Source organism: Rhodococcus sp. JVH1 (genome assembly GCF_000280725.2).
In the GTDB taxonomy this organism is placed as follows: domain Bacteria; phylum Actinomycetota; class Actinomycetes; order Mycobacteriales; family Mycobacteriaceae; genus Rhodococcus_F; species Rhodococcus_F jostii_A.
In genome coordinates, this window is record NZ_CP166290.1 from 743,145 (window position 1) to 766,519 (window position 23,375).

The 23,375-nt window shown below is 63.4% G+C and carries 19 protein-coding genes and 4 pseudogenes; 9 read left to right on the top strand and 14 right to left on the bottom strand.

Features of this window, described 5'->3' with window-relative positions; translation table 11 throughout:
* Positions 1 to 358 precede the first annotated feature (358 nt).
* The gene (gene tnpA, locus JVH1_RS40960; RefSeq protein ID WP_083849675.1) at positions 359 to 805 is read right to left on the bottom strand and encodes an IS200/IS605 family transposase; all 447 of its coding nucleotides are present in this window, start codon (positions 803 to 805) and stop codon (positions 359 to 361) included.
* Between the two features lie 22 nt (positions 806 to 827).
* Here tnpA and JVH1_RS40965 point away from each other — a divergent pair, with 22 nt between their 5' ends.
* Positions 828 to 1,976, top strand: coding sequence for an RNA-guided endonuclease TnpB family protein (locus tag JVH1_RS40965; protein ID WP_009472290.1), 1,149 nt, complete (start codon positions 828 to 830; stop codon positions 1,974 to 1,976).
* Positions 1,977 to 2,518: 542 nt separating this feature from the next.
* Here the strand turns inward: JVH1_RS40965 and JVH1_RS40970 are convergent.
* The 5 genes and pseudogenes from JVH1_RS40970 to JVH1_RS40990 all read right to left on the bottom strand — a co-directional run.
* Positions 2,519 to 2,749: pseudogene (locus JVH1_RS40970) on the bottom strand (transposase); the annotation flags it as partial.
* Between the two features lie 49 nt (positions 2,750 to 2,798).
* Positions 2,799 to 4,742, bottom strand: a complete 1,944-nt coding sequence (locus tag JVH1_RS40975) for a tyrosine-type recombinase/integrase (protein WP_043783006.1) — start codon at positions 4,740 to 4,742, stop codon at positions 2,799 to 2,801.
* A complete protein-coding gene (locus JVH1_RS40980; protein WP_043783004.1) occupies positions 4,739 to 5,800 on the bottom strand; it encodes a tyrosine-type recombinase/integrase in 1,062 nt (353 codons plus the stop codon). Before JVH1_RS40980 ends, JVH1_RS40975 begins: the two co-directional genes overlap by 4 nt.
* A 112-nt stretch (positions 5,801 to 5,912) precedes the next feature.
* Positions 5,913 to 6,962: pseudogene (locus JVH1_RS40985) on the bottom strand (IS256 family transposase); the annotation flags it as partial.
* A 288-nt stretch (positions 6,963 to 7,250) separates the two neighbouring features.
* A complete protein-coding gene (locus JVH1_RS40990; RefSeq protein ID WP_043782656.1) occupies positions 7,251 to 7,502 on the bottom strand; it encodes a hypothetical protein in 252 nt (83 codons plus the stop codon).
* A gap of 541 nt (positions 7,503 to 8,043) precedes the next feature.
* On the opposite strand from JVH1_RS40990, the gene JVH1_RS40995 reads away from it, so the two are divergent.
* Positions 8,044 to 8,688 carry a ScbR family autoregulator-binding transcription factor gene (locus JVH1_RS40995; protein WP_043782658.1) on the top strand — a complete coding sequence of 215 codons (645 nt, stop codon included), beginning with the start codon at positions 8,044 to 8,046 and terminating at the stop codon, positions 8,686 to 8,688.
* 434 nt (positions 8,689 to 9,122) lie between these two features.
* A pseudogene (locus JVH1_RS41000) lies at positions 9,123 to 9,242 on the top strand (AfsA-related hotdog domain-containing protein); the annotation flags it as partial.
* Between the two features lie 144 nt (positions 9,243 to 9,386).
* Here the strand turns inward: JVH1_RS41000 and JVH1_RS41005 are convergent.
* A complete protein-coding gene (locus JVH1_RS41005) occupies positions 9,387 to 9,650 on the bottom strand; it encodes a hypothetical protein (RefSeq protein ID WP_371113193.1) in 264 nt (87 codons plus the stop codon).
* Complete coding sequence (locus JVH1_RS41010; RefSeq protein WP_237735333.1) at positions 9,548 to 9,865, bottom strand: PDDEXK nuclease domain-containing protein; 318 nt, start codon at positions 9,863 to 9,865, stop codon at positions 9,548 to 9,550. The genes JVH1_RS41005 and JVH1_RS41010 overlap by 103 nt, the downstream gene beginning before the upstream one ends.
* Here JVH1_RS41010 and JVH1_RS41015 point away from each other — a divergent pair.
* Both JVH1_RS41015 and mihF read left to right on the top strand, forming a co-directional pair.
* Positions 9,746 to 10,012: a hypothetical protein gene (locus JVH1_RS41015; RefSeq protein WP_237735334.1), complete on the top strand. Its 267-nt coding sequence runs from the start codon at positions 9,746 to 9,748 to the stop codon at positions 10,010 to 10,012. The genes JVH1_RS41010 and JVH1_RS41015 overlap by 120 nt on opposite strands.
* Before the next feature lie 675 nt (positions 10,013 to 10,687).
* Entirely contained in the window at positions 10,688 to 11,005 is a 318-nt protein-coding gene (mihF, locus tag JVH1_RS41020) for an integration host factor, actinobacterial type (protein WP_005564740.1), read from the top strand.
* A gap of 81 nt (positions 11,006 to 11,086) precedes the next feature.
* On the opposite strand, the pseudogene JVH1_RS41025 reads toward mihF, so the two are convergent.
* Positions 11,087 to 11,427: pseudogene (locus JVH1_RS41025) on the bottom strand (Lsr2 family protein).
* A 696-nt stretch (positions 11,428 to 12,123) separates the two neighbouring features.
* On the opposite strand from JVH1_RS41025, the gene JVH1_RS41030 reads away from it, so the two are divergent.
* Positions 12,124 to 12,630, top strand: a complete 507-nt coding sequence (locus JVH1_RS41030; RefSeq protein ID WP_083849914.1) for a helicase associated domain-containing protein — start codon at positions 12,124 to 12,126, stop codon at positions 12,628 to 12,630.
* A 282-nt stretch (positions 12,631 to 12,912) separates the two neighbouring features.
* Here JVH1_RS41030 and JVH1_RS41035 read toward each other — a convergent pair whose 3' ends face one another.
* From JVH1_RS41035 to JVH1_RS41045, 3 genes are all read right to left on the bottom strand, one after another.
* Positions 12,913 to 14,022, bottom strand: a complete 1,110-nt coding sequence (locus JVH1_RS41035; protein ID WP_009480304.1) for a hypothetical protein — start codon at positions 14,020 to 14,022, stop codon at positions 12,913 to 12,915.
* Positions 14,023 to 14,276: 254 nt separating this feature from the next.
* Positions 14,277 to 15,320 carry an integrase gene (locus tag JVH1_RS41040; protein ID WP_009480305.1) on the bottom strand — a complete coding sequence of 348 codons (1,044 nt, stop codon included), beginning with the start codon at positions 15,318 to 15,320 and terminating at the stop codon, positions 14,277 to 14,279.
* 1,264 nt (positions 15,321 to 16,584) lie between these two features.
* On the bottom strand, positions 16,585 to 16,842 hold the full coding sequence (locus JVH1_RS41045) for a hypothetical protein (RefSeq protein ID WP_157174102.1): 258 nt from the start codon (positions 16,840 to 16,842) through the stop codon (positions 16,585 to 16,587).
* Between the two features lie 213 nt (positions 16,843 to 17,055).
* Here JVH1_RS41045 and JVH1_RS41050 point away from each other — a divergent pair, with 213 nt between their 5' ends.
* The 3 genes from JVH1_RS41050 (at position 17,056) to JVH1_RS41060 (ending at position 19,137) form a co-directional block, all read left to right on the top strand.
* Positions 17,056 to 17,976, top strand: coding sequence for a ParA family protein (locus JVH1_RS41050; protein ID WP_037206227.1), 921 nt, complete (start codon positions 17,056 to 17,058; stop codon positions 17,974 to 17,976).
* A gap of 68 nt (positions 17,977 to 18,044) precedes the next feature.
* Complete coding sequence (locus JVH1_RS41055) at positions 18,045 to 18,698, top strand: hypothetical protein (protein WP_371113156.1); 654 nt, start codon at positions 18,045 to 18,047, stop codon at positions 18,696 to 18,698.
* A gap of 202 nt (positions 18,699 to 18,900) precedes the next feature.
* A complete protein-coding gene (locus tag JVH1_RS41060) occupies positions 18,901 to 19,137 on the top strand; it encodes a hypothetical protein (protein ID WP_009480310.1) in 237 nt (78 codons plus the stop codon).
* A 501-nt stretch (positions 19,138 to 19,638) separates the two neighbouring features.
* On the opposite strand, the gene JVH1_RS41065 is transcribed toward JVH1_RS41060, so the two are convergent.
* Entirely contained in the window at positions 19,639 to 20,496 is an 858-nt protein-coding gene (locus tag JVH1_RS41065) for a ParA family protein (protein ID WP_009480312.1), read from the bottom strand.
* Positions 20,497 to 20,618: 122 nt separating this feature from the next.
* On the bottom strand, positions 20,619 to 22,238 hold the full coding sequence (locus JVH1_RS41070; protein WP_237735330.1) for a ParB/RepB/Spo0J family partition protein: 1,620 nt from the start codon (positions 22,236 to 22,238) through the stop codon (positions 20,619 to 20,621).
* Positions 22,239 to 23,375 lie beyond the last annotated feature (1,137 nt).

Consider the following 23,375-nt stretch of genomic DNA (forward strand, 5'->3'; position numbering starts at 1 on the left):
TCCGCCCGCCCTGCCGCTGGCCCCACGGATGGAAAATGCTGTCGCTGAATCGAAGTCGGTCATGACTGGTTTATGGACGGATCCTACGATTGTGCCCGAACCGAGAGCCGCAGTGGCATATTTCTGAGTATGCCCAGGTACCTGGTAACGCTCGATGATGGAACATCGAGCGAGAAGACATTCGAATCAGACTTTCACGCGATTAACGAGACGCACCGGCCCCATCCACCCCGGCGCGGCATCGCCCAGATCGACCGTTACGACAAGGTCGGAACGCTGGTCCCGGTGTGGCCAGCCTCCACAACCAAGTCCAGCTGACCGCGGTGCGTAGCGCGCAAGCCCGGTCCTTCAGGGCCGGTTAGCGCATCGACTTCGGCCTACCGGGAGCACGGGGCGGTCGCCGCTGCTGCTCGATGTACTGCCGGATGATCGAGATAGGTGCCCCGCCACACGATGCGGCGAAGTAGCTCGGGGACCAGAGGTGTCCGTTCATCGAGTGTCGGTTCACCCATTCGCGGTATTGGTCGCGTAGGCGGCGTGCGGAGACGCCTTTGAGGCTGTTCACCAGCTTCGAGATTTGGATGGTCGGAGGATATTCGATCAGCAGGTGCACGTGGTCGCCCTCCCCGTTGAACTCGACCAGCCGAGAACCGAAGTCGTCGCACACGCTGCGCATCACCTGTTCGCAGGTGGTCAGCAGCTCGTCGGTGAGGACTCCGCGCCGATACTTGGTAACAAAGACCAAGTGGACGTGCAGGGCAGAAACAACGGAGCGGCCACGTCTGTATTCAGGTTCAGAAACCATAGACCAATGTTATTCTTTGGGTGTGCAGTTGCGATACCAGTACCGCGTCTATCCGACGCCCGGTCAGCAGGACATGCTGGCCCGGTCGTTCGGGTGTGCGCGGGTGGTGTTCAACGACTGCCTGCGCATCCACCAGGACGCGTATGCGTCCGGGGTGAAGCTGTCGGATACCGCCGTGCAGAAGCAGGTAGTCACCGCAGCGAAGAAGACTCCGGAGCGGGCCTGGTTGGGCGAGGTCGCATCGGTGGTGCTGGTGCAGGCGTGTCAGGACGCGCGGCGGGCGTACCGAAACTGGTTCGACTCGCTCTCCGGGAAACGGAAGGGCCGCAAGGTCGGCGCGCCACGGTTCCGGTCCCGCAGGGACAATCGGCAGGCGATCCGGCTGACCCGCAACGGGTTCTCGAATCGCCCGAACGGGAAGCTGTACGTGGCGAAGGTCGGCGAGTTGGAGGTCGCCTGGTCCCGCGATCTGCCCTCGGAACCGTCCTCGGTGACGATCGTCAAGGATGCAGCGGGCCGGTACTTCGCGTCGTTCGTGGTCGAGACCACCGACGAACCTCTGCCGCCGGTCGATGCGGAGGTCGGTATCGACCTCGGGTTGGCAACGTTCGCGGTCCTGTCGAACGGCAAGACGATCAGCTCGCCGAAGTTCCTGCGCCGTGCAGAACGCAAGCTCCGCAAGGCGCAGCAAGTTCTGTCGCGCAAGGAGAAAGGCAGCAACAACCGGGTCAAGGCACGTATTCGCGTCGCGAAGGCCCACGCCAGAGTGTCCGACGCTCGCAAGGACTGGGCGCACAAGCACTCCACGGCGATTATCCGCGAGAACCAAGCGGTGTTCGTCGAGGATCTGTGCGTGAGGGGGCTGGCGCGGACGCGGTTGGCGAAATCGGTCCACGACGCCGGGTGGGGCATGTTCACCCGCATGGTGGAGGAGAAAGCCGCCCGCTACGGGCGCACCTTCGTCAAGGTGGACCGGTTCTATCCGTCGTCGCAGATCTGCTCCCAATGTGGGGTCCGGGGCGGCCCGAAACCGCTTTCGATCCGGGAGTGGGCATGCAAGGCGTGCGAAGCGGTTCACGACCGCGACGTCAACGCCGCGAAGAACATCCACGCCGCAGGACGTGCGGAGTGGCTAAACGCCTGCGGAGGGGCAGTCAGCCTTCTCTCCTAGAGGGAAGCGAGCCCCAACGAAACAGGAACCCACCCAAGCGGCGCGCAGCGGCGCAGTAAGGAATCCCGGTCGTTCACGGCCGGGAGGACGTCAAAACGCTTGACTGGATGGTCGCGTCGGTACGCAGTGTCGCAACGACAGCTAAACCCTGCTCCGTGCGGGCAAGCTCGAAAGCGTTCTGAAGTGTAATCACCGGTTGGCCTCCGATTCCGTACCGTCGGCGGCTTGACCCCGGCCCCGGTGTGCGGGTCGAGTTTCGAGTCGCTCTTCTGCCCAGTATGAGCCATCCGCTGCGACCAAAGACGCCGAAATTTGGAGAGGCCCCGAGCGCGGACCCGACAATCTCGCTGTCCACCACCCGTTGGCGAACAACGAAACGAAAGAGCCACCGGCGCCGAGAATCCAAGTCACCAGCAGCTTCGCGAAGGTTCTGCTCGAAGACGACGAAGGCCAGCCCAGCCCCTCGGTAACCGATGCCACAAGGCCCGGTCAAGTCCCGTGAGGTGGTGTACGACATCGTCGCGTGAGTCTTCGTCGGGTGGTTATGCGGTCAGTGCCGCTTGAGTCACCTCCTGAGTGGATTCGGTGGCGGTGCCGTCGGGGTGGACACCGCGGGAGCGGGCCAGCACGTCGAGCCCGAGATAGCGGCGGCCTTCGATCCACTCGTCATGCTGCTCGGCGAGTACCGCGCCGACAAGCCGAATCAGGGCGGTGCGATCGGGGAAGATCCCGACCACGTCGGTTCTGCGCCGGATCTCCTTGTTGAGCCGTTCCTTTAACCGGCCTTCGCGTGTGGGTCAATCGCAGACTGGCGATCTGGAGTCAGCGGTCGAGCCGGTGGAGGTGATCGGTCAGGGCGTCTGCAACGCGGTGGTGGCGAGCAGCTTCGTCGGGCCAGCCGCGGTCGCAGGCATCGGCTTCGAGTGCCTGGACGTCGGTGCGTTGCGCCTCGAGCGCGCCGCGGAACTCGGGTCCGGTGACGAAGTTGTCGCAGGTCTCGCAGATGTTGGCATAGGGACAGGCTCCGGCCGCTTCGTGCCGAGAACAGTAGCCATGGGCAACACGGGTTTTGAGCATCTCGCTGCCGAGCCAGCTGACGGTGTCGGGAACGATCGGCTTGCCGACCGGGGTAAGGGTGAACCGGCGGCGCATCTTGCCCATGGCCTGGTCGTAGGCGTCGCGCAACGTCGGCGATGCGAGGGTGGCGTAGCGGAGAGTCATCTGAGGAGTGACGTGCCCGAGCAGCGCCATCAACGCCTGCAGGCTCATCCCGGCATTGGCGAGCTCGGTGGCCCAGGTATGCCGCAGCTGGTGCGGGGTGACAATCAGGGGCCCGCCGCCAGTGCCGCGCAACCCAGACCGTTCAACGGCGGCGAGCAGCCCGTTGCGCAGCCGGGTCTGGCCGAGGCGGCGGCCGTGCGCGACGAACAGAAAATCGGTCAAAGCTCCGGTGCGCGGATGCGGCAGTGGTCGGCAGACGCCGCGTTGGGTGGTCCACTCGTCCAACACCGCGACGGTGGCGGCCGAGAGCGGCACCATGCGCTCGGTCGCGAGTTTGCCCAGCGGCACCTTCAGCCAGGTCCCGGCCGGGCCGTAGTCGACGACGCTGCTGAGCTCGAGATCGAGCAGTTCCCCGACCCGCAACCCCGCCCCGCGGAGCGCCGTCAACCCGATGCGGGCGAACGGATCCTCCAATCCGGCAACAGCGTTCATCACCACGCCGTCGACGTCGGGTGCCAGTGCGCGGGGCAAGGGTTGGTCGAGCTTGGGGACGTCGGCAGCGAAGACCAGCCGACGCGGTGGTGCCTGCTCCCAGCCCCATTCGGTGAGATCGTCAAGTAGGTTGCGCAGGCTCAGCACCGCCGATTGGATCACGGCCCTCGAGATGGTGCGTCCGGCGCCGGCGGCGGCGCGTTGCCCACGCCAGGTGCGGGTGCGGTTCCAGGCGAGGAAGCCCTCGATGTGACTGCGGTCGAGGCCGTCGAGGGACGTGACCTCGGGGTGGTGTGTGGTGAGGTAGTCGGCGAACGGCAGGAGGTCGTTGATCAGTGATTCGACGGATTTCGGGCGAAGCACGGCGGCTCGGACGGTGACGTAGCGCAACAACGTCTCGCGGATCGCGTCTGCCATCGGAACGTCGGCGAACCGTTGGGCGTGGCTGCGGGCCCAGGACCGGCGCCGTGGTGGAATGTCGACGATGCGGGCCTCGAACAGCACCTGCCGCAGACCCGCGATCCGGTTGCGGTATGCCCGCCGAGACGACGGCGGAATAGATTGTGTTGCAGCCAATGCGGCGTCGAAATCGTCGACGGTGTCGTTGGTGATGTCGCTGACGAGTCCGCCATGCCAGGCGAGCAGCACCGCCAGGCACTCGCCGAGGACGGTCTCGACCCACGACGGTGCCCAGCCCAAGGCCAGTCCGGCAGTCCGGGCCGCGGCGAACCCGTCCGGGTCGCGGGCCTCGACCGCACTCCCGAGTCCGGTGAGGTTCTTGACCGCGGCGAACTCGAGGTCCAGTCGCAGCTCGTCTCGACCGATGACGTGACACAACAGCGGCCACGCCCCGGTGCTGCGGAGTTCGGTAAGCCGGTCCGAGGCAGGCCGGGCCATCCATTCCCGCAGATCCGGGTGCACGGCCAGGAATGCGGTTGCGATGCGGGTGCGGCCGCGGACGGCTCTTCCGCCCAGCCCGAGGGTGGCGACGTGGTCGAGATAGCCGGCCAGCACCGTATCCGGGTCCACCACGGTCGGCCATGCCGTGGTCATCGCCGTGCCCCGGCGAGACTGGCCCGGGCGGCGCCGTATTCGGCGGCGAGCTGCTCGATCGACAGGTGCACGTACTCGGCGGTGGTCTCCGGGGAGGCGTGCCCCATCAACTCCCGCAGCACCATCAGATCGATTCCCGCGGAGGCGAGTTCGGTGCCGTAGGTGTGTCGCAGCCGGTGCGGACGCACCCGACCCGCGCCGGACAGGTCCCGGTGCCGCCGGAACAACGATCGCAACCCGGCCTCGGTCACCGGCGCCCCCACGGTGGGGCCCCGCAGCACCACGAAGCACTCCGGTGTGACCAACCCGGGTGGCCGCTCGAGGCGCAGATAGGCCGATAGTTCGGTGAAGAACACCGCATCGACCGGCACCACACGCTCCTTCGAACCCTTGCCGAGCACCCGCAGCCGGCGTCGACCGAAATCCACCTCCGCCAACCGAAGCGATCGCACCTCGGCGCTGCGCAGACCCCCGAGCAGCATCGCCCACACCATCGCCCGATCCCGATGGGTGCGCAGCGACGAGACGAACACGTCCACCGCGTCGGCGTCGAGGGATTCGGGCAGCAACCGCGGCTGGCGCACCAGACGGCCTCCGGCCCGGGGCCGGCCGGGCCCGAGATGCCCGAGCAAACCCCGCCCCGACGGACGTAACCCTTGACCCCGCCGGGGTGAGGGCACCGGATTGTCGGCGCGCACCCCGGTCATCACCAGGTACTCGAACAACGCCCGCACCGCCGCGACCCGCCGGTTGATCGTCGACGCCGCCGCCGTGCGCTGCCTGCCGTTCCTCGTCGTTGCGCCGGGTCGGGGATCACGGCGCACGCCCTGCCAGTCGATCCACTCGAACACGGTCACCGGCGTCACCGACGCCAATCCGAGATCGCGGGCGATCAGGAACCGCGCCAGGTTCAGCACATCGAAGGCATACGCCCGCACCGTCGCCACGCTGAACGCACGCCCGGCCAGATGTTTGAGGAACGCGTTCGCTGCCGCGCAACCCTCCCACTCGCCGACCACCACATAACCGTCGTCCACCGCGTGCACCCGAACGGCCATCGCCTGCTCCTCTCCGATCGAGCCGACACCGTCAGCATGCGCCCCATCCGGCCATCGGCCCCGGACCTCACGCCGCGCATAGAATCGTGTCGCCCGAGAGCCGGTTAACCGATCGGGGATTGTTCGACCAGATCTGACGCCAGATCTGCTTCGGGAAGCCGGTGAACGCGAGCAGATCCGGGCGAGCCGCGTCGAGATGGTCGGCGACCTTCGGAAGCTTCTCCGACAAGGCGTCGATCACTCGATCATATTGAGCATGAACGGAATCGGCGTCCGGCTGGTCGTAGACGGAGTGCAGGAGCGCACGCACCCAGGGCCACGAGTTCTTCGGTGTCTGGGACATGAGATTGGTCGAATAATGCGTTCGGCAGCGTTGCCAAGCGGCCCCGGGCAGGGTCGCGCCGATCGCCGACACGAGGCCGGCGTGCGCGTGAAGAGGTCACCAACCGCACGCCGGACAGCCCGCGGGCGACCAGCGACCGGAAGAACGCCAGCCAACCGGCCCCGTCCTCGGCGGAGGTCACCTCGATTCCCAGGATCTCGCGGTAGCCCTCGGCGTTCACTCCGACCGCGACGAGCGCGTGCACGTTCACCACCCGGCCGTTCTCGCGGACCTTCAGGACGAGGGCGTCGGCGGCGACGAACGTGTACGGGCCGGCGTCGAGCGGGCGGCTGCGGAACGCCTCGACCTGGGCGTCGAGGTCCTTGGCCATCACGGACACCTAGGATTTCGACAGGCTGGTGATGCCGAGCGAGTCGACGAGTTTCTCCATCCGGCGGGTCGAGACCCCGAGCAGGTAGCAGGTGGCCACCACCGAGGTCAGGGCCCGCTCGGCACGCTTGCGGCGCTGCAGTAACCAATCAGGAAAGTACGAGCCCTGACGCAGCTTGGGGATCGCGATGTCAAGGGTTCCGGCGCGGGTGGGGGTACCGCCCTGCACGCAGTGCTTGGGGGAGCGAAGTCCCGGTGGCGGTAACCGTTCCGGCTGTTGGTGCGGTCCTCGGAGCGTTCACCAAAACCGGCGCCGCACAGGCTGTCGGCCTCGGCGCCCATCAGCGCGTCGATGAACGTGGACAGCAGGCTGCGCAGCAGGTCGGGGCTGGCGTCGGTGAGGCGGTCGGTCAGGAACTGGTGCAGGTCGATATCGTGGGCAGTGGTCATCGCGTGGTCCTTCATCGAGTGGCTTTGGTCGGTCTCTCGAAGAGTCACGCGATGGCCGCCTTCATTGGGCTACGACACGCCGGTCAGATCCGAATCCGGTCGGTACACCATCTTTATGGACGCAACCCAAGGCCCGTACCAGTCGTCAATTCCTTATCCGATGACAGGGAATGTCATAGGGAATCCATGGACACGGGCGGACACCGCACACAGGCGGCTCCTGCAGCCATTTCCGACCTGATCGCCGGTCGGCTTGCCGCGACGCGCCTGGGTCTATCCGACCTGCATTCAGTCGAAGTAGGCGGTAGGACTGTCGAACTTCCGTACGCCGTCGCAGGGCCACGGCGTCATCGGGTCATGGTCGGCAAGGCATAAGGCGCCCCACCGTCCGCCCTCGGGCTGGTGATCGGCCATGAGCGTCCTCTGCACCCTTACGTACGCTGCAACCTCGGGCAGGTGACGCCTCGCGCTCTCGTAGTTGGTCAGCCGCGACTCAATCGAGCGGTTCAGCTGGGCAACCCGGTGGTCGGACTTCGGCATACCAATTCCTCTAGTCGCGTCGCGAGTAAAAGCCCTCTGGATCGCCCGCCACCCCTTTCGGGCGGACGGGCATCGCCCGTGCGGACTGTTCCGCTACGTCGAGGATGTTCATTACAAACATCGGTGCAGTGATGCAAGTTCGCCCATCCGCCGGCGCGGACAGTAGCTTCCCAGTGATGGCATCGATTCAGGGCAGTCGGACCACCAAGAATTGGAGAACCCCGCCAGCCACTGGGGGTTTGGCTGGCGGGGTCAAATACACCCGCCCACGTCGCTTGGACAGTAGGCATGTGCCGGTTAATCGTATGATAGCGGTCACCAATAGTCAGAAAGTGTGACGCAGTCGATGACGTCAATTCTTTTTCGCCAGTCCGCGGCACAGACCCGTCCCGAGGAACGCCCCCGCGGCGGCGCAGAAGACCCCAGGGTTTCCGGGGACTTGCATGCGCAGCAAAACAAGACATCCGTCCAAGTTCTCATAACCAATACCGACCTGTAGGTTTTGATACGACACCAGCATCAGCTGCAGAAAGGGGGCGCCTTGCAGAAGCGCGCTATCGCCACGCGGCAGGCTGTGCTGGTCGCCGCAGCTGAGGCGTTCAACCGTATGGGTTACGTGAACGCAGGCCTACAAGAGATCATCTCCGAATCCGGGGTGACGAAGGGGTCGCTCTACTTCCACTTCAGCTCGAAAGAACAGTTGGCACGGGCGGTCATCGACGAAGGCTGCGCACGCCTCGATGCGGCATGCTCTCAACAATTCGACTCCCGCACACCAGCACTGGAAGCGTTGATCGGAATCTCGTACGTGATGATCGATCCGTCCAACAATGACATCCTGATGTCGGCCGCATTCCGCCTGCTCAACGAGATGGGCGACTTCCGGGGCACGGGGCACGTGGTCTTCGATCAATGGACCTCGACCTACCAGGCACTGGCGGCAAGGGCAGTCGACGAAGGCGACTTCCGCGCTGACACAAATCCGGACGAGGCCGGCCGCCTGCTGCTCGAGATAACGTTCGGCACGCGCCTACTGGCGGTCGCAACCGACACACTGAGGGAACTGCCTGAGCGTATGACCACCGCATGGAAGGTTTTCCTGCCCGGGCTAGTCGACGACGCGAAAGTCGACTACTTCTCCCAGTTCGCCGCTCGCCGACTGTCCTCGTACCTCGTATCCTCCTAGCGTGTCGTCTCCCGGCGCGGACCCGGAACCGTACCTCCGACTCCGTTGAACGAATCGACTGTGCCGGACATACCCACGGATGCCACATTAAGATCGTCGCTGCGAGCGTCTACTTCTCGAGAGGCGAGGAAGCGGCGCCCCACTGAGGCCCGCCGGCGCTGGCGGCAAATAGCATCACCTTCGATGGCACATTAGAACCGGTTGGTTTTCTGTGGAGGGGTTCGTGGCGCGAGCATGCCAACCGCTACTCGAGGCAATTCCTGTCCTATCCTTCGAGCGGTCGATTACCCGCTGATACGTGCATCGGCAGGCGATCGCCGAGGTCTTCCTCACTGATCACGCCGAACGGTCACTCAGACGAATCACTTCGTCATCGCGGCACAGCGGCCGCGCCTGCACGGCTTCTACCGCACGAGGGGCGGCCTGTACGACACATGTTGCTGACGGAATCACTGCGCCAAGCAGCGCTCTACCTTGCCCACGTGCGATACAAGGTGCCACTGAGCAGACGATTCGTGCTGCAGGACATTCACGTTTGTGCGCAACTGGATGCTCTGGAGGTCGGGCTGCCGGCCGCAGACGTTGCAGCGATCGCCACGCTCTCTGATCTCGTGCACCGCGGTGAAGTACTGTCGAGTCTCCGCATAGACCTGCGGTTTTCGACGTTTCCGCGATTCGGGACATCGAGAAGAGGCGCATCACCATCTCCAGACGACTCTGATCGAAACCAAGCGCCGGCTGTGCCGTATCTGTATTTGTCCAACAGCGTGTTGGATAAATACGTCAGGTGGGGCCACCAGCGCAGTCTGCGCAGTGGGTTGCGTGGCGTCGACGTCGGCACGTGATGAACGGCTCTCTTTCAAGTCGGTGAGGGTCTCGCCGACGGCGGACGCGAGTTCATCGTCGGTGGGGACAAGTTCGCGGACCGGCGCGGGCAGGGTGTCGTAGGTGTAGTCGGCCACGGCCGAGGGTGCGGTGGTGCGGTGGTCTCGGCCAGGGAGTAGCGGACAACGTTGTCATTGCGGCCCGCACAGAGCAGAAGCCCGATGGTCGGAGCATGCTGGTTGTGGTCGTGAAGGTTGTCGTCAACCCAGGACACGTAGAAGCCAAGCTTGCCGACGTACTCGGGTTCGAACCGGCCTATTTTGAGCTCGACTACACCGAAGCGGGACTGCACCCAGTTGAAGAACAGCAAGTCGATATAGAAACTCCGCGTGGGAGTCGATGGCGCACCTTCACTCGTCGCGGGAGCTCCCATGCGCGTCATCATCACGCTTCGAATCCGATCGATGATCTGGAAGTTTTTCCGTGTCAGGCCATTTAGCGAGTTTAACGCGATGTAGGCATGGGATCTTCCGCACATACCCATCCTTGGTGACACACCGTTCACCAATCCCTACACGACAGTGCGGACAGGGAATATGAGCAACGAACTCGAACGGATCCATCACTCACCTCCACCGACTGTGACCTCGTCATACGACTATGACTGACCATGGCGAATCATGCCGCACCGACGCGTACGCCACCACCGAACACCATTAGCAATCGATCCGGCACGCTCCTCGAAACTGAGGAACCTTTCGCCGACCCCTACTTCGCCGGCACGCACAGGGGTAGCACGCCACCCCGGCTCGCGCTCTTCGAATTATTGAGTCAGCGGGCTTCTTGACGATGATCCTCAGGTTGCACGCGCCTCCGAAATCCGCAGCGTTCATCTCCGCCGCAACAGCTTCCACCCGAAGCAGGGACACGATTGGCGATCATTGATCACCCAGACGTAAGGACGTCTTTGCTCTGAATCGACAACGCTCATTGCTAACGAGACACCCTGACGACGTATTGATCAGGCACACTGTCGGACACATCCGTAGTTGTAAGAACAGCCATCCGGAGGTCGGCGCCAACCGATCAGTATGCGGACATGTCCGTTCCACCTGGCACGATGGCGAGGGACAGCCAGACGATCTGGCCGAACAACGCAACAAGGAGCACCATCATGGCACTGCCTGTCTTAACACCGGAACAACGCGCCGAGGCACTGGCGAAGGCCGCGGAAGCCCGCAAAGCGCGTAGCGAACTCCTATCCGCAGTGAAGGCGGGAGACCTCAGCGTCGAGGCGGTGCTCACCAAGGCCGAAACGGACGAAATCGTGAAGAAGACGAAGGTCTCGGCACTGCTCAAGGCGCTCCCCGGCGTCGGATCAGTGAAGGCCGCGAAACTCCTCGAGGAACTGTCGATCGCCGAGACCCGTCGTATCGGCGGACTCGGAGCCAACCAGCGCCAGGCACTGATCGAAGCGTCGTCCGCCTCCTGACCTTCGAACTGTCACAGCCTCCGGCCAACTCGAAATGAGCTGGCTGGAGGCTGTTTTTCGCCTTCGCGCGAAAACGTGGACTCAGTGAGCTGCGCTGTACGCTTCCTCGATCTGAGCGGGGATCCGTCCACGCGTGGACAGCTCATAGCCCTCGGTGGTCGCCCATTCCCGAATTTCCTTTGCCCGCGTACGCCCCTGCGACGGTTCCACTGCAGGAGTCGACCGACGCTTCCTTCCACCGACGCGAGTTGCATGCTCGATGTAGAAGGTGAGAGTGCTGTGGAATTCCTTGGCGTTGTTGTCCTTCAGGTCGATCTCGTAGTCGACACGTCGACTGAGAACGCGATGGTCTCCCCTTTGCCGTTCTGGATCGGAGTTCCGTCGATGTCGTCGATGCGTTCGACAACAATTTTGCGCGCCACAGTCCACTCCTTCACGTCGATAACCCGGGGAACACTACTGCGAAGTCATGTTCACCTGCCAATCCGTGACAGGTCTTCGAACGGGACATCGCTGATTCCAGCGTTTGGTAGAGCACGATCGGTGCCCACTCCTCGGAGGCTGGGCGCGGCCATCCGGTCGTAGATCCCGGCTCACGACGAACGCTCGTCTCACTGGAACCACTAGAAATCCAAGCGATCCGTATCCCGCCGACCGCACGGCCTCTCATGCGTGGAGGTTTATGGACGTTCCGTTGCACCTTCAACCATGACCGCCCACCGCCAGCTGGTAGCCATGGACCGCCGCGGCCTGAAGACCGAGCGCGACAATGGATCCCCTTTGGCCGGAAGTCATTCTGTCGGTGGACGTAAAGCCACGGAACCTGCGAGGAGCAACAACGTGCGGCCGTAGCGAGGACCCCTCGGATCCCAACTCAGCTCAACAGGGCCCGAACTCGGGGATCGAGACACTTCCAGTTCCCGCTGATGCGAATGCAGGGAACCTCGACGGCACTCTCGCCGAGGACGATTGCGAAAAGGACACGATCGAGAAGTCTGAGTTGGACAGATACTCGGCGCCAGTCCGGCGGTCGCCTCGCCTCGGTCCGGGTGATTTTAGCGACACGCGGTCAATGTGGTTGACATCGCCAAAGAAGAAGCTATGTACTTTACAAGTATATGGATTCCACAGAAGGACTGATCTCGATGCGTACTCACCGGTCCGCAGCCTCGGCGTTGGAGCTGTACTCAGCATTCCGGCAACAACATCCTCACACAGCGATACCCGAGAACTACGTAACTGAATTTGGCTTCCAACTCGGTCGCTGGCAGTACCGGCAGCGCGTCGCGCGAATGCTCGGCACCCTTCCGGCAGATCGCATTCACCAACTCGATTCAATCGGCTTCGTATGGAGCGAAGACAATGCCCCACTACCCGCGGTCACCCGCACCGACAGCAAGCGACGTCGGATGCTGGCCGAGATCGCTGCTTACCGTGAGCAGCATGGCAATGCACTCGTTCCCGCGAACTATGTCAACTCTGAGGGCGAACAGGTAGGTCAGTGGCTCTACCGGGCAGTGAAGAAGTGGCGAGCAGACGCGCTACCCGACGAGGAGCGTGGCCCACTCGCAGCACTTGGAGTTTCTCCCGGTCCCCGCCCACGCGGACCAAGAACCGCAGCGTGAAAACCGATCCCGCCCAACAGGCCCTCCGCCTGAGCGATGGAGAGTGTCCTCCGCGTCTTTGATGAATTGCCCATTGCGGAGGTCTTCGAAAGTCCAAGTCCGGAATCGTCGTAGCCATCCGTCGGCGCAATCGGTGCGACCTACCCATGCCCGCAATACGTACGACCGTATTACACGGCGTAAGTCCTCACCCGCACCCAATCCTCTCGGCGGAGAACACTGTTCCTCGTCCTCTCACTGGGACAGGATCTTGTTCAATCCCGGTCGTCGCACCGCCAGTGACTACGCCATGCCCATCTGCGCTAGCAGTTCCTCGGTGCGACTTAGGATCGCGTCAGCCTTCCGATCGATATCCTCGAAAGCCTCAGCCAGATCTCCCAATGCCCGGACATCCGCATACTTCCGAGCGATAGCCGCCTCATACTGCTCGGTGAGCGTTTCCGGGCCGAGCGATGCGCAGTCCACCCCGTTCTCGGAGCCGTAGACCCATGGTGAGGACACCTCCTCTTCCACCTCGACCTCGGCAGGCCTGTCCTTCGGATCTGAGCGGGTATGACTCGCCGAGGCGGCTCCCGTCAGATGGGCAGTAACGATTGTCGTGACCGACTTGCCGGACACCCCGCGGCGATCGCGGCGGAGTGCGGCGAAATGTCCCCACTGATCGAAGCTCGGCAGCAGGGGCCCGTCCTGGCCCTCCCGCAGGCCCGGCAGCTTCCCGTAGGACTCCACCGTGTCATCGGCGATTTCATGAGCACTGGCAAGACTTCGTGCGAGCACTCGGTTCGAGGGGTAGCGATCGAAGAACGCCTGCAGGCGTGCCCATCTCAGGTAGATCGCGACGGGGCAGCGCTGAGGGTCGTCCGCTAGTGGGTGCAGCTCCACAGCGTGTCCGGCGCCGACGGTGACGATATTCCCGTCATACGTGACGTCGCTCCGCTGAAGGTCCCCCACCTCGGTCGCGGAGATCCCAACAACGCAGTTGAGCACGAGGATGAGCGCATCCCTTCGGCCAAACAATCCTTGTGGCCACCCGACCGTTGGCAGCGTCAACAGCGCCCCGCGTGCGGTGCGAGCGAGATCGTCGCGTCTACCTGCACGTGCTGACAGAACTTGGCGGATCACTCGAGCAGACCCAGGCGTGGGGTACCCACTGGCGTTGTGCACCCAATTGATCGCTGCGACACGGCGCCGTTGGGTGGACTGAGCCGCCGGATGCTCGTCAAGGAAGCTCGCGAGGGCAAGGGGATCAGCGGGGAGCGCCGACGCCGCGAGCGCAGTACACCAATCAGCGAACAGAGCCCAGTCGTATCGGTACTGTGCACCCTGACCACTCCGGGGAACCAGCGCGGAAACATTCTGCACGCCTTTGATTTCCGACTGCGCGATCGTCATAGTACGAGGCTATGCAATACGATGCCGCCAATCACGCACCAGAGCCATGTGTCGCCCAGAGAGCTCTCTTCCCGAGCCAGGCAACTGCCCACACCGCACGTTCGGCATTATCCCCTGGCCAGCCGCGCAACGGACGAAGAACCACAACCGCACGCCACCAAAGCCCGCCCTCTGTCACCTTCACTCCCAATAGCGTGATGATCGGGCCCGGAGTCCAACTGTTGTTTCGCTCGCTCCCGAGACCACTCGCGACACTAAGCCGTGCGGCGCAAAGATCGGTCACGCTGCGAGTCGTTGTCCAATCGCTCCGCAGCAGAGCCGGCCCGCAACGACTCTCCCCCGACGCGTTCGACGAACTCGTGCGAATGGCCCGCAAGGGCTGCGCGCCGCCGTATCGCGGCGTGAATTGCAGCACCCGAGAGCGCGCCCGAGTTGATATTGCCGTTCGCACGGATGGCACGGAATATCGGTAACGCCGGATCCTGGACAACTGGCGCTGCGGAAAGGCAGACGTGGTCTTCGAACTCCTCGTGTTGGTGGAGCAACCGAATCACACCTGGACGACCGAAGCCGTCGACAGCCGAAACCACCTCGAGCCAGCGCCTGTAGGCACACGGCGCGCACATTGTGTGATCCCGCGTTGACTGGACATGCTGGATTAAGCCATCGACCAGACTTCCGTGCGGCCCTACACGCTGGACCTGAAGGTCGCCGTCGCGGCCCTGCGCCACGTCAGCAATGGTGAGCATGGACAGCTCGCAGCGCCGAAGTGCCCCCGCGAAACCCATGAGCAACAGTGCGCTGTCGCGGCGCTCCCGCGCACGCTTGACCCATGTCGTTGCGTCACGACGGCTCGCATCGACAATTCCTTCGAGCTCGCCGATACGAAGTGGGTGCGCCCGTTTGGTTGGGCGGTCACCGTTCTGCTTGTATGCCCTTCGCGCGTTCGCGAGCGCGTCTTTGACACACGGCGACCGACCGGGCAGGGGCAATCCAGATGCGCGGTGCCAATAGTTGATGGACGCCACCCAGCGACTCAATGTCGCAATGGAGTACATCCGATCGCCCACCTCGGACCGCGTCTCCGCGCTCTCACGCACATAGTCGGCGACAGCACGAGGGTCGGTGGGCATCAATGAAATTTCTCGGGGCGCACACCAACTCGCGAACCTAACCCAGTCCTGCCGGTAGTTTCGTGCGGTGCTGGCAGATTGCAGCCGGTCGAGTTCGGCAATGACTCGATGGTCAACTCCCGGCAGCGACTGCGTCGCGTCGCCGCCCGACGGAACGGTAGGCATGGCCTCCGCTGACGTCGGGCTTGCAGGGCGTGACACATCGTGAGTGCTCACGTGCACATCATTCCAGGAGTAGCGGTCGTTTTCGTGGATCCGCTACGCCGTGCCGTAATGGCACAGCTGCGACCGGGATGTTCTCGTTCGCCGGATGTGGTGATGCACGGTGCATCACCCGGTCGCGCGGCCTACTGAAGCAGACCCCGCTCCCCACTCTCGCACGACCACCCCCTGATGCTTCCTCCTGCGGTTGATGCAATCCGAGGCAGCTCCCCGCAACAGTCGATCGCAACTTCCATTGTTCGGATGGTGCCTATATTCTTGGAAGAGGTCCTGACCTGGGGACTTCCTCACATCGAGTTCTGAGCTTCTTTTAGCGTGGGTCTGATAACAGATTGCGGAAGTGACTGGACCCTAGCTTCTTTTCTTCGCCGTTTCCGCAGAATACTTGCCGCTCGCCGTGGGTCAGAGGGCCGTAGATCCCGCTGCTACAAACCCACACCGGAACCTCTTGAACAGGCATTTCGTTGCCATCAGACGTGGCGGCTGCGGTCAGCACGACTTGTGCGACGGTTCCCCATTATGCCGGCAACGCGATAACTGGTTGGAGGCACTGCGCCGACGGCTTTGCGCTCGTTGACGATGACGTTACGAATTGCTGACGCCCCTCTTCTCGCTCCGTGCATCAAGACCCGTCTGAAGGCGTCCGTCTCACCGAGACTGGAGCGGTCAATTATCTTGACAGCGGGAAGAACGCCCCTTCTGGAGTTTCGTCAAGTGACGTAACACTGGGAGGGGTACGGCGGGCCTAATGTGGGTCGGTTCCAGGCGTGGCCCCGCCCCTAAGGGCGGATTCCAGGCATTAGCTCGGCGACATTCTTCACCGATCGCCCCGGCCAACCAAAGACTTCGGTGGCGACCATGCGTATGGCCGTTGGTATGGCCGTGCATATGGCCTTAGGTAAGTTGTTCATGGCAGCTCGATCCAGGAGTTGAACACGGCGCCATTCGCACTCTTGGTGGCGCACCGAAGAAGGCCGCGGCCGGCACCCACCCCCGCTCCCCCGGCCCGGGTATGCAGCAACGAGAGCGGTTTCCCCTCTGAACAGGGAGTTTATGGCTCCGTGCCCCGCGAGAAGCGCCAGGCCCCCTTCGGCTGCCGTCCGCAAGACCAGGTTCCTACCTCGCCGCTCCGTGTAGGGGAACGACCCACCGTGACCCCGAAAGGTCGGTGCCGAGCAAGCAGAGTCCACTCCCCCATCGCGCAGATTCAGGCAACAGGAGAACCAATTTCGCCACTATGTGAACCGTTCAGGTCTGCCGATCTGAACGAGCAAAAGACCCTCTGAACTGCTCGTATATCTATGGCCTTAACTATGGCCTTGGCAACGTCCTTAACAAACGCCGCTACCACCACCAGTGACATGACCGCCACAGTCACCTCGTTTATGCCCTGTGCGACAACCATCGCAACCACGTTAACCATGCCCTTACACACCGCCCTTGAATAGGCCGTGTAGACGATCATCAACCCGACCTTCTACAAGACGGCCTATAAGGCCGATGTCAACACCGTTCACAAAGGCCTAGAACAAGACCTGTTGCACCACCTGCCCAACCACCGTTGAACAGGCGTGATTAATAGCCTTAGCAACGGCGATACTCATGACGTGTTGCACCCCCTTAGACAGGGGCGTGTCGTTGGCCATCTACGAGACCGGCCAGCCGTACCGTGCTATGCATGTCACCAACGCAGCCCCCGCGCAGTGTGCTCATCGCCAACCAAAAGGGCGGTGTCGGCAAAAGCTCGATCGTCGCAGCTGTCGCAGGCATGGTCTCAGCCGCCGGACGCCGGGTACTCGTCGTTGACGCAGACCAGCAGGCAAACGTCACATCCTCGGATCTCGGAGTTGAGGGAGACCGCGGGAAGGGCCTCAGCATGGCCCTTCAGTACGCGCACCCGCTCGAACCCACCCGAGAGGTCCGACCGAACCTCGATCTCATCCCCGGAGGACCAGCACTCGCGGTCATCGGCGCGATCGCAGCGACCGCCGCCCAGTCAGGAATGGATCTGCGGGGCAACCTCGTGTCCACCCTCACCGAATTGCAGTCAGTCGAACACTACGACCTGATTCTGATCGACTCGGGCCCCGGAGACGCCCCACTGCTCGACGCACTGCTGGGTACCGCGCGCTACCTCCTCGTGCCGACCAAGGACGACGATGCAAGCCTGTCGGGAGTGGAGCTCCTCGCAGCCCGCTACCTTCGCGCACGGGAGAACGGTTCCCTCATCCAACTTCTCGGTGTTGTTCTCTTTGATGCGAACCCACGCGCGACAGCGCGGAACCGTGAGGTTTTCGAGCAGGTTGAGGACCTGCTCGAGGGCAGCGGCGCTGCGCCGTTCGAAACCTTCATTCGCTCTGATCGTGCAGCCGCCGTCGATCTCCGGATCCGTCACCTGACCCCCGCGGAACTGGTTGCCGCCGCCGAGGATCAACTGAAGAATCGGATCCAGCGGCTGCGCGACAAGAAGCGCCTCGGTGAGCGTTTGTGGTCCCGAGACCCGTCAGGTCTCGCGAGTGACTACCAATCCCTTACCCGAGAAGTTCTCAGCCGGTTGGCGTCGGCGGAGAAGGACGAAGTTTCCGGGGGAGTGGCGTGAGTGCACGACGCCGGAAGGCTGCATTCGATCCCGGAGCTCTTGGAGATCTCGACGATTTGCTCCCCACGTTGAGCATTGTCACCGAAACGGTCGACGAAACGACTGCCCCGCAGTCCGCACCCTCATCGGAGGATCAAGAAGGCGAGGCAGCGGCCACCGTACCGGAACCGTCACCCGTAGCGTTGCCCGATCCTCCCGAGTCGGACGACGCGTCGCCGGAATTGCCGAACGCTGAACCTGAAGCCCCCCAACTGCAGTCTGAGGCTTCAAAGCCGGTCGTTGCGCCTCGTCGGAAAACCAAAACACGCAGCGACAGCAGCCCGGCGCCGATCCGGACCGCCCCTCCTGAGGTCTATCTCCCCCCGGCGGTATACACAGCACTGCGCCAAGTCACGCTCGAGGAAAGACAGCGTGACCGCGCAACGGCGCGTCCCTATGGGCAAGTGGTCCTCGACGCTGTTGAGAGGCACGCCGGCGAACTTCAACGCCACTGGAGCGCCGCAGAACCTCAAGCAAGCGCTGGACTGTTCAAGCGGCGCGAGGCAGGTGCGCAACCGCGCCGCCGACGGCACAGCGAGATTCAGGCTCGTGTGCCTCTTGCCGGGATCATCGCCTCCGATACCGCCACACTCGATGCTCTTGCCGAAGAGTGGTCCGCGGGTAGCCGTAGCGCGCTGGTCGAACACGCACTCCGCCTGTATTTGGATGTCCGACCAGACTGAATAGCGGCAACCGAACCCGGACACGCGCGAATCGATAATCGAACGGGGCGGGGAACCGGGGGAGGGGCGTCCAGTCGTGGAGAGAGCCGTCGTCGCCTCAGCAAAGTGGCGGAGGCGTCCCCGGCCCGTCGGGCACCGCATCGCACGCAGACCCTCCGGGAAAGGTCGTCACTGCGGACACCCGTCCCGATATGGTGACGCGGTGGCCGAAACAACGTTCTCCCGAGACACGATCGCGGGTCTGGTCGTACTCCTCACGGTCGGTCTCGCGGCACTGGTGCCCGGTCTCTCGCTGGGCTGGGAATGGTTCAGTGGCCAAGGCAGCACGTCGGTTACCGGGGTCTTGTTTCTGATCATTCTGATCTTCGCCGGCAGTGCGGCAACGGCGTACGCATGCCGTGGACTGTGGAGCCGCGTCCGTCGTCCATCACACGATTGACTGCACCGTCCGGCATGGCACGATCGACGCGGGAACGGGACAGCCCAGTTTCATCAATCGTGGCGACGGAACCGCGCCGGCCGACCACACCGACTTGGCTCGCGACGCTCGCTTGGTAGCCCTCGCTCATCTATGACGATCCAGCAGAGGGCTTACCGCCGCGGGATTGCATCGACGGCTTGTCACAAGCCCTTCCGCCTGCCTCTAGAGCTCTCCACGCCACCCGCCCTGCCTCACACCGCCTTACCGGGCTCCAACGGCTCGGCGTCGGGCTGAATCGCGCGACCATCGTTGTAGGTCTCGGCAATCACTCTCAGTTGCGCTGCGAATGCCTCCTGTGTGAACTGCATAAGCGAGTACGGCCGCCCGGTCTTACGACGCACGAGGCGTACGGCGGCCCGGGCTAGCGCGTGCAGATCATGGGGCACATTGACTGTGCTTGTCCCACGTGAAGGCCGCATGTGCCGCCCAACATCGTTCACCACAGGTGGCCTCCAGTCCCTACGCGACCACTGCCCGTTGTCCGAACAGCCCCAGCTTCTGCATGTGAGTCAGCGCAGCGCGGTAGTCGCTGGTGACCGTCTTTGCCCTGTAACCGTAGATCGGCACCGGAACATAGTTCGTGTAGGCCTCATCCACGATGCTCGCACGACGGATCGGGGGCGTCACCCTGTCCTCGTATTCGCTCAGCAGATCGTCCATCTGCTCACGGTAAACGTCGCCGATCGGGGGGACCGCGCAGGGGACGATGGACAGCAGCGGAACGTCGACTCGGTAGGTCCGCTTGATCTTCCGCAGTTCCTGCTCCAACGCCGGGATGCCTTCGTTCTCCTTGCCGGATGGCTTCGTGCAGGTGATCAGGCCCCAGGAGCCGTACGGCCCTTCCTCATCGACGGTTGTCGCGAGGATGCCGGCGATCACCAGGACATTCAAGGAGCCGGGAGAGTCGATCAGGGTGACGTCGACAGGATCCGCTTCCTCGAGGGCGTCACGCAGATGAAGGACACCACCGGTCACCGCGGGCAACTCCACGATCAGCTTGTCGAGGGTGTCGCGAGCGGCGGGGACGATTGTGAGGTTGGGGATCTCCTCGTACACGGGTTGATCGGCTTCGTCGTACCCCCGAAACACCCGCGCTGGGCGTTCGACTTCCTTGATCGAAGCGTTGCGACGAAGGACGTCGGCCGCGGTCTTACCGGAGGCTTCCGGATATCCGAGCCAGGTGCTCGCGTTTGCCTGACTGTCCATGTCGAGGACTCGGACGCGGTATCCGTCCTGGGCGAGCAACGTGGCGGTCGACGTGACCGTCGTCGTTTTTCCGGCACTGCCGGACAGTGTTGCTACTGCGTAGGTAGCCACGGGAACTCCTTGCGGTTTGAAGGTTCTGAATTCGTTGGTGTCCGCTTATGGGGTGATGCACGGTGCATCACCCCGCGGCGGCGCGGGATGCGAACTCGGTGATGCACCGTGCATCACCGACATCAAGCGGGGAGAGACAGTGCGCGACGCGCAGCGTCGAGGCGGGCTTCCTCCCACGCGGTCGGCTTGTAACCGGCACGCTCGGACAGCAAGTCCAAGTACACGAGATCGGAACGGCCCCAATCCCGGGAGGAATCGGCTGCCGCGAGTTCGTAACCTGCAACCGCACATGCCCAGGCGATCTCACTGCGGCGCTTCTCGTCACCATTCTCGACACTCACCCGAAACTCGGCGGGTTCCAGGCCTTCCAATCCAACGAACGCCTGCGCCAGCCTCCACCCCTCCTTGCTCGTCGCCAGAGCGGAGATGCCATAGGCATATTGGTCGATGAGGAAAGTCACCAACTTCTCCCGCGACGGAACGGAGGCCGCGAGCTTCTTGCCCGCTTCTCGACGTGCTTTCGCTGCCGCCGCCCCTGCTTCCGCTTCTCGCTTCGCGGCCAACTCGTCGGCATCGTCGTCGGCTCGAGCGGGTTTGTCGACGGCGTAGTAGACAAGCGTTCCCTGCCCGGGGTCGATCGCGCCGACGACTTTGGTGCTCGCGAGATCGATATCGGATACTTCGAACAGTCGATGCTCATGGAAGCTCACACCGAACCGCTCGTGCGGATCCACGATATCGAGCCCCGCAGCCGATGCTTGCTCTCGGGACTTCCGCTCCGTCAACACACGTTCAGCCGCGCGCGTCGGGCTCATTCCGCGATCAGCAATCAGCGCGAACGCCGCAAGTTGCTCAGAACGACGAACATCCGTGCCCTGAGCCGGATCCGGCTTCTTCTGCCAGCTCCGCGCGGGACCATAGGGGAGCGCGCCAGCCAAAGCGGCCCCCTCGGCGCTACGAATCGCATCCTCCGCAATCGCGGCTTGAACCTCGGGGGCGAGAAGCAACAGCGACAGCCGCCTGGACACCGTCGCCTGATCGACACCTAGCTTCTCCGCGATGGCACGCTGGCCCATTCCCAACTCGGAGTACCGAGCGAACATCTGGGCCTCGGCGATCTCCGAAAGGTCCTGGCGTCCGAGATTCTCCAGCGTCATGGCGTCGAGGTCGCCGTGATCGTCCATCACGGCGTCGTCAATCACCGCCGGAATCGTCGCCAGCCCGGCGGCAATGGCGGCCGCACGGCGGCGGTGCCCGTAGATGACCACATACTCGGCATCGTCACCAATAGCGTGGGCGAGGTCGGGCCGTTGCGCGAGGAAACCCTCGCGTGTTACCAGCAGCGCGGGAACCTTGATGCCGTTCGCCCTGGCGCCGTTGACCAACTCATCCCACTTTGGGTCGCCAGCCTGGGGCTTAGACCTGTCCGGGTCGTTGAACGGGTGCGGGGCGGTCTGGAGAACTGGAACCTGCACAACGGTTTGGCCGTCGGCGGCAGCTAATCCAGCAAGCGCGGCGGTGATGCCGCCCGTGTTTGCATCACCATTCGCCTGCGTAGTAGTTACATCGCCGGAGGCGGCGGCCGCAAGCTCCTCGCTATCCTCGCCGCCGGCGTACTTTCGGAACCGACTCGCAGTCTTCCTGCCTGCCGGTTTACGTGCGGCCGGCTTACGTTTGCTCGCGGCCGGACTGGTCGATGAGCTGGTGGCCACCATTTCGGATGTCACTCCGGCGTTCATCATCCTCCATTCTCTGCGCATGCTTTGCATGTATTTAGATGGAGCGTACTGGGATCGATCCGCCTCCTTTGATATCTCCGACGGCGTGTCGCCCATGCGGTGATGCACCGTGCATCACACCGACTTGAACACCGGGTGATGCACGGTGCATCACCGAACAAGCAGTCGGATGAGGTTGCAAGCCGCGGTTAGGTTCGGCGGCGAAGAGTCCCAGCGCCCGGTAAGCGTTCCACTGCCAACCGGTGATGCACCGTGCATCACCGCAGAGGATTCGCGATCAGCCTGGTTCGTCGTCCACTTGACCGCTAGGCGTGGCCGAGTCCCTTCCCTGTCGACTCCCTGTCGACGCCTTTGGTGATGCACGATGCATCACCAAAGGCGCACCCCACTCCCAAGTCAACACCGCCCGTGCGAAGCGACGGCGCCCCACCGCGTCGGTCATGGGCCTCGACGTTCTTACCTGTCCCCTTGGCGGTCACACCGCCACTGCAGAACCCGAACGGAGAGGACGCAGCGGACCGCATGCCTCGAGGAGTCGCGCAACATTTCGTAGACCACCTCACGGGATCTCGCCGTGATGCACCGTGCATCACTGTCGGCGTAACGCACCCCATGTCGGGCCAAGTCAAGATTCCCTGGCGAGGCGAGGTCCACACAACACGCTTCGTGGTGATGCACGGTGCATCACCGCAAGGGAGTCGCTCAGCGCGGCTCGTCGCCTACTTGACCGCCCGCGCGGCCGATGCCTTTCGCTGTCGAGGCCTTCGCTGATGCACGGTGCATCACCGCACAGGCAGTCAGGTGAGGTTGGAAGCCGCGGGAGGCGCTGGCGACAAGAGTCTCGCGCCCGGGTAGGCGTCTATCTACATGGCGGTGCTCGGGGCAGCGGTCATTGCCAGACCGATCGATGGGGCGTTCGTTACGAAGCGGATCTTGCTCTACGGGTTGCATGTCACGTCGAGGCGGTGAACCTTCACGCACTTGTTGGGGCCGTATCAGCATCGAGGCCATTCCACTTGATGAGCCTCGTGGGAAGCCTCCGCTGAGGGCTGGGGCCAATTGGAAGTGGCGTCATACCGGTCGCCGGCTAACTGGGTCCTGCCTGAGATGCGATGGGTGGCCCCGCGCGCATATCGGTTT